The sequence below is a fragment of the Mycobacterium innocens genome, assembly GCF_900566055.1.
In the GTDB taxonomy this organism is placed as follows: Bacteria; Actinomycetota; Actinomycetes; order Mycobacteriales; family Mycobacteriaceae; genus Mycobacterium; species Mycobacterium innocens.
The window spans coordinates 12,519-24,088 of record NZ_UPHQ01000104.1 but is presented as its reverse complement, the minus strand read 5'-3'; the positions used below and the strand labels follow the sequence as shown (position 1 = coordinate 24,088).

Below are 11,570 nucleotides of genomic sequence, written 5' to 3'. Positions count from 1 at the left end.
GCGCGAGCAGACGCAGAATCGCACTGTTGTGGTCACAACAGTGCGATTCTGCGTCTGCTCGCCCACCGTTAGCTCACACGCTGCGACGGCCGGTGACGTGCATCGCCTCGGCAATCGAGTCGGCAAGGGGGTCGATCTCGCCCACGGTCAGATCGGCAATGGTGATGCGCATTCCGGCCGGGGTCGCAATCCGAAACCGCGATCCCGGCGCCGCCGCCCAGCCGGTGTTGAGCAGGCGGGTGATCGCCACCGTCTCGTCGGGCACCGGAATCCAGACGTTCAGCCCGGATCGGCCATACGCAACGACACCGCGGTCGGCCAGAGCAGCGCGCAACCGTACGCGGGTATCGGCGTAGCGCCGTTCGGCCTTGCGGACCAGGCGCGTTGCGGCCTCGTCCGACCACAGCGTGACGGCCAGATCCTGCAGCAGGTGGCTCACCCAGCCCGGCCCGAGCCGCAGCCGACCCTGCACCCGTTCGACCGTCCGCTGGTCTCCGGCAAGGACGGCCAGGCGCAGGTCGGGGCCATAGGCCTTCGACGCAGAACGCACGAAAGCCCAGTGGCCGGTTGAGCCGGCCAGCGTGTGCAGCGGCACCCCAGCGATGCCGGCGCAGTGGTCGTCCTCGACGAGTAGCACGTCGTCGGATCGGCCCGCCAACAGTTTGCCCAGCGCGGCCGCGCGATCCGCGGACAACGCCGCCCCGGTCGGATTCTGCGCACGGGTGGTGACCACCAGTGCCCGCACGCCGCGGCCCAGCGCCCGGGCAAGGTCGGCAACCAGCGGCCCGTCGTCGTCGACTCGTACCGGCTCCGCGTTAAGCCTCAGTGCCGCAAGCAGATCGAGCAGATTGGCCCAGCCCGGGTCCTCGACGGCGACCCGGTCACCGGGTCGCAGGTGTGCGCTCAGCGCCCGCTCAATCCCGTCGAGCGCGCCGCTGGTCACCGCGAGGTGATGGGCCGGGACGGCATCCGCGGTCAGCGCGGCGCGAGCATGGTGGACCAACTCGTCCGACATCGGCGGCTGTCCGTAGAGGACGGGCGGTCCGGGACGGGTCCGCAGTCGCGCGGCGCCGATCGGCAGCAAAGCGGGGTCCGGGTTTCCGGTGGACAAGTCTCGGGCGCCTTCGGGGACATCGAGACCGAGTGCGGAGCGAGGTGTCGTGGCCGGGCGGTTCCGCACCCGGGTACCGCGCCGCCCCGCGGTCTCGACGGCCCCGCGATCACGAAGGATACGGTAGGCGGCGGCCACCGTATTGGGATTCACGCCGAGTTGCCCCGCGACATCGCGGATCGGCGGCAGGGTGTCGCCGGGCGCGAGACTGCCTTGGGAGATGGCTTGTTCGACGCTGGTGGCTATGGATTCGGCACCCGTCCCCGTTATCCTATATTGTGCTGGCACAGTCATAATTATGTACTAGTACGGAAGCGATGGCAATCATATGTCCCCTGCATACCAACCAACGCCGCGCACCACCCCCTCTCGCTACCGCGAGCGTGCACATTACGACCGCGAGACCGTCCACCGCATCCTGGACGAGGCGTTGTTCTGTCATCTCGGCTATGTCCGCGACGGCGGGCCGGTGGTCTTGCCGACCATGCATGTCCGCTGCGGCGAGACGGTGTACATTCACGGCTCCACCGGCAGCGGACCCATGCTTGGCGCCAAGCCAGCCGGCCTGCCCGTCTGCGTCACCGCCACCGTCGTCGACGGGCTGGTGCTGGCTCGCTCGGCGATGCACCATTCCCTGAACTATCGCTCGGTGGTCGTGATGGGCAGCGCGCGTGTGGTGGACGACGACGCCGAGAAGTTGCCTGCCTTGCAGGCGCTGCTCGATCACATCCGGCCGGGCCGCGCCGCCGACTGCCGGACCCCCAACACCCGTGAACTGGCCGCCGCCGCGGTGCTTGCGCTCGAGCTGGTCGAGGTTTCGGCCAAGGTGCGCCATGGCGGGCCGGTCGACGATCCGGAAGATCGTGCGCTGCCGCATTGGGCCGGGGTCATCCCGCTGACCGTGACGGCGGGGACACCGCAACCGGCCGACGATCTCGACCCCGCTACCCCGCTGCCGGACTACCTGACCGCCGCGCGCAGACCCTGAGATACCGGTGCGCTCACCGTATGCGGCTACCCGAACCCGGCTCGGCAGCGCTCGCACGCCAAGTGCTGTCCCACCATGTCCCGACCAGCACGACGACACCGCCCCAGGCCATGCCCAAGAGCCAGCCGGCCAGCACATCGCTGATGTAGTGCACTCCCAGATAAATCCGTGAGAACCCGACCACGGCGGTCCAGCCCATCGCCAAAGTCCACACGATGATTCGCCCGGTCCACGACATGATCAACCAGCGGGCCACCAGCCACCCTGAGAGCAATGTGACCGCGGCGGTACCCGCCGCGTGCCCGGAGGGAAAGGAGTATCCGCCTTCGGCGATCGTTGCGAAAGGCATGGCGGGCCGATCCCGGACTACCAGCGCTTTTGCAACGAGAACCACCAGTGCAATACCACCACCACCGACCAGAGCAAGCACCACCGGCAGCCACGACCTGCACCGAAAAACGACAGCAGCGCAGGTCAGCACGATGAGCGCCGCCATCCCGACCGGACCGCCCGCCGCGGTGACCACCCGCAGCGTCGTGGTCAACCACAGGTCGCGGTGAGCTGCAAGCCATTCGGCAGCCGGTTGGTCGATCCCCGCTATGCCGTCACCCTCGAGGACGTCATCGAGCACTTCGGTGAAGCAGACCGCCAACGCGGTGACCACCGCAGCGCCGATGAGCAGCGCGACACCGGCGACCTCGGACACCGCCAGTCGGCGAGTCGGCGCCCCTCCCCCGGCGCCGGCCCGCGCGCGTAGCCACGCCACCACGCGGCCGATCACGGCGACGTTGCATGCCCGCGCCCACAATCCGCGAATCGGCGTCTCGTTCCGGGCGATCCACGTCGCCGCGGCCACCAGTAGTGCCAGACACGCCACGGTCGCTGCGCTCACCAGACCGAAACCGGGCGTACCGGGTTTAGATGGCTGGCTCATGTTTCAACCCAACGTGCAAGGGAACGCGGCGGTCCGGGCGTCGACCAGGTTATCAAGCCATCGGCCCGTGCAGATGTGAGCAAGAATGCCGGTTACAGCAAGTAGCGGTAGGCCGGCGAACCCGGCTCGAGGGCTTCGATGTGAAGGTCGGTCGCCCGCATCCGGGCCAACAGTCGATCCAGGTCCGCGGCCGACCCGAGCTCGATACCTACCAGGGCTTCGCCGGTCTCGCGGTTGTTGCGTTTGACGTATTCGAACAGGGTGATGTCGTCGGTGGGGCCGAGCACCCCGTCAAGAAACCGGCGCAGCGCACCGGGCTCCTGCGGGAAGTCCACCAGGAAATAGTGCTTGAGGCCCAGGTGAACCAACGAGCGCTCGAGCACCTCGCCATACCGCGACACGTCGTTGTTGCCACCCGAGATCAGGCACACCACGGTGGACCCGGGCTCGATGTCGGCTTCCAGCAAGCCGGCGACCGACAGGGCGCCCGCCGGTTCGGCGATGATGCCCTCGTTCTGATAGAGATCGAGCATCGCGGTACACACCGCGCCCTCGTCGACGGTGGTGATGGACACCATGTCCCCGGCGGCTGCCAGCGCCGTATACGTCAGCGTCCCGGCCCGGCTGACCGCAGCGCCGTCGACGAACTGGTCCACGTGGTCCAACGTCACCGGCTCGCCCGCGGCCAGCGCGGCCATCATCGCGGCGGCCCCGGCCGGCTCGATACCCAGCACCGCGGTGGTTGTCGTTCGCTCCGCCAGGTAAGTGGTAATCCCGGCGATGCAGCCGCCGCCACCCACGGGCACCACCACCAGGTCAGGCTCTTGGACGATCGGGCCGAGCTCGGAAAGGATTTCGACGGCGATGGTGCCCTGGCCGGCGATGGTGCGCAGGTCGTCGTAGGGATGTACCAGCGTGGCGCCGGTGCGGCGAACGTCTTCCAGCGCCGCCGCGGCGGCCAGGTCATAGGTCGCCCCGCCCACGATCAACTCGATGAACTCCCCGCCGTGGTAGCGGATTCGGTCTCGCTTTTGTTTGGGTGTTTTGGCCGGGACATAGACGCGGCCGTGCACCCGCAGTGCCCGGCAGGCGAAAGCGAAGCCCTGCGCGTGGTTACCCGCCGAGCAGCACACCACGCCGGCGGCCAGCTCCTCATCGGTCAGTTGCACCAGCAGGTTGTAGGCCCCCCGCAGCTTGTAAGAGCGCACCACCTGCAGGTCTTCGCGTTTCAGATAGACCGTCGCGCCGGTGATCGCCGACAACCGGTCACTGCGCTGCAACGGCGTCGGTGTGATGACCGGGGCAATCCGCTTCGCCGCACTGTCGATGTCAGCCGCCGACAGCAGCGGCAGGCTGCTCGGGCCCTGGCTCAGTTCAGCGGACACCGATCAATGGTGCCATGCCAGCCGCCGGGCGACTCAGCTCACCGGCGTCAGCACGAACACCGGGATCTGGCGGTCGGTCTTTTTCTGGTATTCGGCGTAGTCCGGCCAGGCTTGCACGGCCCTGTCCCACCACGTGGCCTTCTCGTCGCCGAATACCTCACGGGCCTGGTAGTCACGGGTGACAGTGCCATCCCGAAGCTCGACCCGCGGGTTCTTCTTGACGTTGTAGTACCACACCGGGTCCTGCGGGGCCCCGCCCAACGAGGCGACGACTGCGTACTCGCCGTTATGCTCCACCCGCATCAGCGGCGTCTTGCGCAGTTTGCCGGTCTTGGCCCCGACGGTGGTCAACAAAACGACGGGTTTGCCCTTGAGTTCTGCGCCTTCGGTCCCGCCTGATTCCGAGTACTTGTCGGCCTGTTCGCGCGACCAGTCGAGGGGGCTGGGCGCGTATTCACCATCTAACGGCATAAGCACCACTCTAGAGAGGCATGCTCGAGCCGCCGCGGCGTCCAGGACTCGCGAGGCGATCCGGCCGCTGTCGCCGCCGCCCCGAAGCTCCGATCTCAACTTCGGTTACCCGAAATCAAAGTAACGGTATCCTGAATTCATGACCACAGCCGAACGATTGCGTTCGTTCGCCGCCCCGAATAATGCGAACGTGCTGATCGCGGGTGTGCCCTGGCCGCGGCACAAGTTGTTCGCCGTGATCGCCGGGTTCGCCGCCCTGGTACTGCTCGGGGTGGTGACCATGAGTGCAGCCGCGGCTGTGCTGGGCGCCGCCGCAGTGGGAATCGTGGTCGGCCTGGTGTTGAAGGTGCTGACGCCGGCCCAGCGCTAACCGCGGTTCACCGAGTTCTGGCCAGTTCGGCGATCGCGTTGACCCGCCGTATGGCCGTCGCGATCTCGTCGGCGAATTCACGCCGCCGTTGGGCGATGTCGTGGGAGTCGGAGTCGGGGGCTCCGTCCACCAGCTCACGATGGCGAGCCAGTCGAAGTGCGGTCTTGAAAAGCTCCATCGACCGCGACTCGGCGTTGGCAATTCTGCGCTGTAATTCCCACTGCTTGCCCACCTGCAGACACTCGGCAAGAAACGCCTGCTCGTCGAACACGTCGTCTTCGCAGGCGGCCAGCCGGTCGGCAACGATGTGGTAGGCGTCCAGGAACGGCCGCAACACCAGATGCGCGAGCAGCAGATCGGCCGACTCCAGCAGCCGCCGCACCTGCTCCGCGGTGGCCGCCTTGGTGGTGTCTTCCACCGGCCCGATCAGCCGGACTTCGTCGGCGAGGTCCTTCTCGAACTGCGCACGCGCCGAGAACAGGAACTCGAACTTCAGGAGCTCGCGAAGCCGCAGCGCCTCGTCGCGCACGGTAGCCGGTAACACGGAACCATTCCCGGAACGTTCGGAGATCTCTGCGGCCGCCAACAACGCCATCTCCGCGATCGCACGGTCGACAAAGATGTGGATTGCGGTGTTGCGATAGAACGCGGCGACGAGATGCTGGTCCTCGCCGATGCCCCACACCGCTTCGGTACCGGCCTCGTAGACGCTCACCACCCCCGACGCCACCATTTGGTGCAGGGCCCATCGGATCGTGGAGCGGTTCGTCAGATCCGCCGCGCCGGCCACCGACCAGTGGCGCGCCGCGATGTAGCTGGCCAGCGGCTGCACCGTGGCCAGCACCTCGCTGATGGACAGCGAGCGGTCAGCACCCAGCAGCGCCAGACTGACCACCGCGGTCGGCGTGACCGGCGTGGCACGGTTGATGCGGTGTTCCACGTCGAGGGCAATGCGTTCGATCTCGGTCCCGGTCCCCGATTCGTCGGCCCGCAACTCCTCGAGGCGTTTGCGCAGCGGCAGCGGCTCGCCGAAGTCCAGGTAGGCACGGCCGAGCCGTTCACCCTGCTGGCGCGCGAGCCGGATCAGGAAGCGCAAGTCTTCCGGTGGTTTCACCGCACCATAGGCCTCGGTGGTCATGGCCTCCACCTCGTGCAGCTGGTCGTACACGATGGACGTCGGCACCAAATACACCTCCGGACCGTCGATTTCGTCGACGGCGTCGGCTATGTAGCGCAAGATCCCGAACACCGGAGGGCGTAGCTTGCCGGTCCGGGTCCGGCCTCCCTCGATCGACCAGGTCAGGTTGGCATGGTTTTGCACCAGCTGCGCGGCGTAGGCGCGCAGCACGAACCGGTAAACGGGAATGTCTTTGGTCTGGCGCCGAATGAAAATGGCCCCGGTGCGCTTGGCCCACGCACCCATCGGGAAGAAGTTCAAATTTGCGCCGCCAAAGGTCAGCGCCGGTGACAGCCGATTGGCCAGGATCACCTCGGGCAGCAGTAAGCCGTCCAAGTACGAGCGGTGCGAGAAGGCGAACGCCAGGGTCGCCCTGCGATCCAGCTTGCGCAGCGCGGCGATCTGGTCCCCGTCGACCAGCACGTCGTAGGCCCGCATGAGCCAGCGACTGAAACCCCGCCACGCTTCCACTGCCCGCTCGTCGAGCGAGGCCGCCATCTCCCGCAGGTAGCCCGCGGCCTCGGCGCGCACGCTGTCCGGATCACGCCCGAGCTCGTTGGCCAGCCTGGCCAACCGGTCGTCGTACCACGGGGTGCCCAGCAACTGGACGACCTCGGGCGGGTCGGTCGACAACGGCGTGATCGATTCGTCGATAATTCCGGTGCGCTGCAGCAGCTTTCGCACCGCAATACGACCGGCTTCGCGCGCCGTCACCGCCGCTCCCCCAGTGATGCCGGTTGTGCGGTCGCCGTGACGGCCGGTTCGTGGACATCGGGTCCCGGCTCGGCCACGTAGAGTTCCTCGACCTCGGCGGCGTACTTGGCAAGGATCGGGCGGCGCTTGAGCTTCATGGTCAGTGTGATCTCGTCACCGCCGGGCTCCCACAAGGTGGGCAGTACCCGGAAGCGCTTGATCTGCTCCACCCGGGAAAGTTTGGCGTTGCCCTCGGCCACGCCGGCCGCGATCCGGGCGATCACCTCGGGGTCGGCGGCCAGGGCCGCGGGCGAGGCTTCGGCCAATCCGTGCTGGGCGGCGTACGGACCGACCGAATCGGCATCGAAGACCAGCAGCGCGGTGTTGTAAGGGCGCCCGTCGCCGATCGCGATCATCACTCCGATCATCGGGCAGGCGGCCAGGATGGTGTTCTCAATGTTGGCCGGCGACATGTTCTTTCCGGCCGCATTGATGATCAACTCCTTCTTCCGGTCGACCACCCGCAGGTAGCCGTGCTCGTCGACGTCGAAAATGTCGCCGGTGTGCAGCCAGCCGTCGGCATCAATGGCCGCCGCGGTCTTCTCCGGTTCCTTGCGGTAACCCTTCATCACCAGCGGGCCGCGGACCAGATATTCACCGTCGTCGGCGATCCTGCCCTCCAGCCCGGGCAGCAGCTTGCCGACGCTGCCCAGCCGCGCGTCGCGGGGGTGACACGCGGTGGCCGCGCAGCTCAGCTCGGACATCCCCCAAATCTCGGCGATCGGGATGCCGATGCCGGCGAAGAAACCCAGCGTCTCCTTCGGGATGGGCGCGGCGCCCGAGATCGCCCACTGCAGTGCGTGCCGCTTCATCTCGTCGGTCTCGTGGCTGACCGTGAATTCGATTCCGGCCTTGAGCTTTTCCCATACCCGGGGCACCGCGCCCCACACGGTCGGCCGCACGTCGGGCAACGCCGCCGCGATGGCGCGGCCGTCGGAAACCACCGTGACCTGGGTGCCGAACATCTCCTGGAGGTACAGCGCGGTCATCCGGTCGGCGATATGCGCCGACGGCAGAAACGACGTGACCCGGTCACCGAACTCGATTCCGAGCACCTCGTCGATGGCGTAGCCCTCGAACAGCAGGTTGGTGTGAGTCATCTCCACACCCTTGGGGTTCCCGGTGGTTCCGGATGTGTAGATGAGGGTGACGACGTCGTCGGGCCGGACCGCGCGCCACGCCGCCTCGAAGTCGAAATCAGCGGGCGCGGCCGCATAGAGCTCGGCGACCGAGATGGTGCCCTCAGGCGCGCCGTCAATGCAGACGATGTGGTCGATGGGGGCACAACTGGCACGGATGCGGTCGACGTATTGCTCCTCGCAGAGCACCACCTTGGTGCCGGCGTTGTCGAACACGTAGGTCAGCTGCTCGGCGGGCAACGTGTGGTAGACCGAAAACGACGTGGCGCCAACGTGTTGGGCGCCCACTTCCAGCGGATAGAACTCGATGCGGTTGGCCATCATCAGCGAAACTGTGTCGCCGCGCCCGACCCCCAGACCCGCAAGGCCGGCGGCAACGTGACGCACCTGGTCCGCGTACTCGCGCCAGGTCAGCGTCTGGGCGCCACCGGGGGTCCGCAGTGCCACCGCATCTGGGTCGACGGCCGCGGTTCGCTGAAATGCCTGGCACATGGTGGCCGGGCGCTCGGTCGTGGTCATCTGTCCCTCTCCTTCGCGGCTTCATCGTGTGCGAATCAGCGCTGCCCGCTCACATCGGTGAGCGTACGTCGGCGATCGCCGGGCATGGAAGCCCGCGCCTGGCGCCCGCACCCGAGGTTGACCTGTGCGCAGGCCGGATTCAGTTGGTTATCAAGGAATCTGGAGAGGCAAGATGGGTGTGACTGGCCATCCCCGGATCGAGCGCCCCAGCGCCGCGGACGGAGCGGCTGCTTGAGGTCTGCCCCGGCGGCACATATCCGCAACCCGACGCGCGATCGCTGGGTACGATTTTGCGGTGTCCGACCGAGGGGCAGAGCACTCGAAGCGGCCGGCGATCTGCCTCAACATGATCGTGCGAAACGAGGCACACATCGTGGCCGAGGCACTCGACTCGGTGGCGCCCTACATCAGCTCGTGGGTGATCGTGGACACCGGCTCCGACGACGGGACTCAGGACCTCATTCGCGACCACATGGCCCGGCTCGGCATTCCCGGTGAGCTGTACGAACGCCCGTGGCGCAACTTCGGCGACAACCGCACCGAGGCGCTGACCCTGGCCCAGGGCCATGGCGACTACGTCTGGGTGGTCGATGCCGACGACTTGCTGGTGGGCACACCCGATTTCGCGGGCCTCGGTGCCGACGTCTACTGGGTGCGCTACCTGTGCAATGCCCACGGCTACTATCGCTCGCAATTGTTCCGCGACGGGCTGCGGGTGCGGTGGGTGGGCGTCACTCACGAGGCCCCGATGTGGGACTTCGACTGCTGCGTGGAGGCGCGCCTGGAGGGCGAGTACCACATCGAAGATCGTCAACGCGGTGCCCGCAACTTGTCTGGGCAGAAGTATGCGCGACCGTGATCTGTTGCTGGCCGAGGTTGAGCGCAACCCCGCGGACGCGCGGTCGGTCTTTTATTTGGCCCAGAGCTACTACGACCTTGGCGATTTCGCCAACGCGCGCACGTGGTATGCGCGCCGAGCCGAGATGGGCGGCTGGGAGGAGGAGACCTACTACGCGTTGTGGCGGGTCGCGGTGTCGATGGGCGAGCTCAACGAACCGTGGCCTGACGTGCGCGACGCCTACCTGCGGGCCTGGGAGTTTCGGCCCACCCGAGCCGAGTCATTGTTTGCCATCGCCGCCCGGTACCGCACCGATGGGTGCTACCAGCTCGGCTACGAGTTCGCCAAGCGTGCCGCCGAGATCCCGTTCCCCGACCAGGACATGTTGTTTGTCCGCGCCGACATCTACAACTGGCGGATAGCCGACGAACAAGCGGTGTGCGCGTCCTGGATCGGCAAGCACGCCGAGGCGTTCTCGCTGTGGCGGCGCGTGCTGGCCCGATCCGACCTCCCGGAGAACGAGCGCCAACGGATCGCGGAAAACTGCGACATCTGCGCGCCGACGATGATCGAGGCAGCGTCCACCTACCCCGATCCCCCGCTGCTGGCGTCCCCGCCGCGCCCGGGCCATCCCAACGCCGGGGTGGTCGTCAGTCTGATCGCCGGGCCGGATCTCGCTGCCACCGAGCAGACGCTGAACTCATTTCTGCGCTGCTGCAGCGACGTCTCGCGGGTCGGGCGCTTCCTGGTCGTCGATGCCGGCTTGTCCGGCCCGGATCGCGAAACACTGTGTCAGCGTTACGAATTCCTCGACGTTGTTCGCATCGGCGCTCAGCTCGGGCAAATCCGCGCCCAGATCGACGCACGGTTCTGGCTACACCTGGGCCGGGGCTGGCGATTCTTCGCACCCGAAAGCCTGATCACCCGCCTCACGGCGGTGCTCGAAGCCGAACCGCAGGTGTATCAGGTGGGCATCAACCTCGCCGACGCGGTCAAGCTGACGGGCGCCAGCGCGCCCGAGCAGGCGGTGCGCCGAACACCCGACGCCGGCCGATACCTGCTCACCGAGGAGGTTGCGCACGGCCCGGCGATGTTCGACACCGCACGACTGGATCGAGCGAGCGGAGTGGACGGCACGGACCCGGATCTGATCGCCGAACTCGGGCGGCGGGCGAGGGCGGCAGGGATGCGCACGGCCAGCCTCGACGAGGTGCTCTGCATCGCCGGCGACGGTAGCGAAACCACGCTCTATACACCGGCGTTCTACGACGGGCAGGCCGCGGGATCGTCCGCCTCCGCCACGGTAATGGTGCCGATGTTGGCCGAGCTGACCCGGCCCAGCTCGGTCCTCGACGTTGGCTGTGGGGTCGGCGGTTGGGTTGCGACCTGGCTGGACAGCGGCGCCGACGCCATCGGAGTGGACGGCGAATATGTCCCGCGCACTCAGCTATGCATCCCCGCCGACCGCTTCATCGACCATGACCTGACCACCCCGTTGGACCTGGATCGTCGATTCGACCTGGTCACATGCCTTGAAGTGGCTGAGCACCTGCCGCCGGAGGCCGCCCAGACGCTCGTCGACAGCCTCTGTCGACACGGCGACGTGATCGTCTTTTCGGCGGCGATCCCCGGCCAGGGCGGAACCGGGCATGTCAACGAGAGGTGGCCGAGCTTCTGGGCGGCGCTGTTCGCCACCCACGGCTACCGGCCCTACGACCTCCTCCGCAGCCGGCTGTGGTGGGACACCCGGTGCGAGTGGTGGTACCGGCAGAACGTGCTCGTCTATGCCACCGACGACGTCGCCCATGGGCACGGATGGCCCGCCATGACAGGGCCGTTGGACATGGTCCATCCGGAACTTTTCGCGCTGCGATGTGGCGGGTGA

Annotated in this window: 10 protein-coding genes; 4 read left to right on the top strand and 6 right to left on the bottom strand. The window is 67.3% G+C overall.

All coding sequences use genetic code 11. The features are described 5' to 3' along the window. Positions 1-73 precede the first annotated feature (73 nt). Positions 74-1,399 (bottom strand): aminotransferase class I/II-fold pyridoxal phosphate-dependent enzyme, encoded by a 1,326-nt coding sequence (locus EET03_RS11845; RefSeq protein ID WP_075542914.1) that lies wholly within the window; start codon positions 1,397-1,399, stop codon positions 74-76. A 40-nt stretch (positions 1,400-1,439) separates the two neighbouring features. Between EET03_RS11845 and EET03_RS11840 the strand changes: the two genes are divergently transcribed. Then, on the top strand, positions 1,440-2,099 hold the full coding sequence (locus EET03_RS11840; RefSeq protein WP_099194147.1) for a pyridoxamine 5'-phosphate oxidase family protein: 660 nt from the start codon (positions 1,440-1,442) through the stop codon (positions 2,097-2,099). Positions 2,100-2,112: 13 nt separating this feature from the next. On the opposite strand, the gene EET03_RS11835 is transcribed toward EET03_RS11840, so the two are convergent. From EET03_RS11835 to EET03_RS11825, 3 genes are all read right to left on the bottom strand, one after another. After that, entirely contained in the window at positions 2,113-3,033 is a 921-nt protein-coding gene (locus EET03_RS11835) for a phosphatase PAP2 family protein (RefSeq protein WP_075542851.1), read from the bottom strand. A gap of 92 nt (positions 3,034-3,125) precedes the next feature. Further along, a complete protein-coding gene (gene ilvA, locus EET03_RS11830; protein WP_063470310.1) occupies positions 3,126-4,418 on the bottom strand; it encodes a threonine ammonia-lyase in 1,293 nt (430 codons plus the stop codon). A gap of 33 nt (positions 4,419-4,451) precedes the next feature. Continuing rightward, positions 4,452-4,889 (bottom strand): nitroreductase family deazaflavin-dependent oxidoreductase, encoded by a 438-nt coding sequence (locus tag EET03_RS11825; RefSeq protein WP_075542850.1) that lies wholly within the window; start codon positions 4,887-4,889, stop codon positions 4,452-4,454. Positions 4,890-5,028: 139 nt separating this feature from the next. Here EET03_RS11825 and EET03_RS11820 point away from each other — a divergent pair, with 139 nt between their 5' ends. After that, complete coding sequence (locus tag EET03_RS11820) at positions 5,029-5,259, top strand: hypothetical protein (RefSeq protein WP_075542849.1); 231 nt, start codon at positions 5,029-5,031, stop codon at positions 5,257-5,259. 7 nt (positions 5,260-5,266) lie between these two features. Here EET03_RS11820 and EET03_RS11815 read toward each other — a convergent pair whose 3' ends face one another. Then, positions 5,267-7,150: a lysophospholipid acyltransferase gene (locus EET03_RS11815; protein WP_099194146.1), complete on the bottom strand. Its 1,884-nt coding sequence runs from the start codon at positions 7,148-7,150 to the stop codon at positions 5,267-5,269. Continuing rightward, positions 7,147-8,847: a long-chain fatty acid--CoA ligase gene (locus EET03_RS11810; RefSeq protein WP_075542847.1), complete on the bottom strand. Its 1,701-nt coding sequence runs from the start codon at positions 8,845-8,847 to the stop codon at positions 7,147-7,149. The genes EET03_RS11815 and EET03_RS11810 overlap by 4 nt, the downstream gene beginning before the upstream one ends. Before the next feature lie 295 nt (positions 8,848-9,142). On the opposite strand from EET03_RS11810, the gene EET03_RS31420 reads away from it, so the two are divergent. Both EET03_RS31420 and EET03_RS31415 read left to right on the top strand, forming a co-directional pair. After that, on the top strand, positions 9,143-9,706 hold the full coding sequence (locus tag EET03_RS31420; RefSeq protein WP_244232324.1) for a glycosyltransferase: 564 nt from the start codon (positions 9,143-9,145) through the stop codon (positions 9,704-9,706). Next, entirely contained in the window at positions 9,693-11,570 is a 1,878-nt protein-coding gene (locus EET03_RS31415; RefSeq protein WP_099194145.1) for a protein arginine N-methyltransferase, read from the top strand. Before EET03_RS31420 ends, EET03_RS31415 begins: the two co-directional genes overlap by 14 nt.

Excerpts from the sequence above, each read along its gene's own strand:
- EET03_RS11840 (WP_099194147.1), top strand. The coding sequence starts at position 1,440 with ATGTCCCCTGCATACCAACCAACGCCGCGCACCACCCCCTCTCGCTAC.
- EET03_RS11835 (WP_075542851.1), bottom strand. The coding sequence starts at position 3,033 with ATGAGCCAGCCATCTAAACCCGGTACGCCCGGTTTCGGTCTGGTGAGC.
- EET03_RS11825 (WP_075542850.1), bottom strand. The coding sequence starts at position 4,889 with ATGCCGTTAGATGGTGAATACGCGCCCAGCCCCCTCGACTGGTCGCGC.
- EET03_RS11820 (WP_075542849.1), top strand. The coding sequence starts at position 5,029 with ATGACCACAGCCGAACGATTGCGTTCGTTCGCCGCCCCGAATAATGCG.
- EET03_RS11810 (WP_075542847.1), bottom strand. The coding sequence starts at position 8,847 with ATGACCACGACCGAGCGCCCGGCCACCATGTGCCAGGCATTTCAGCGA.
- EET03_RS31415 (WP_099194145.1), top strand. The coding sequence starts at position 9,693 with ATGCGCGACCGTGATCTGTTGCTGGCCGAGGTTGAGCGCAACCCCGCG.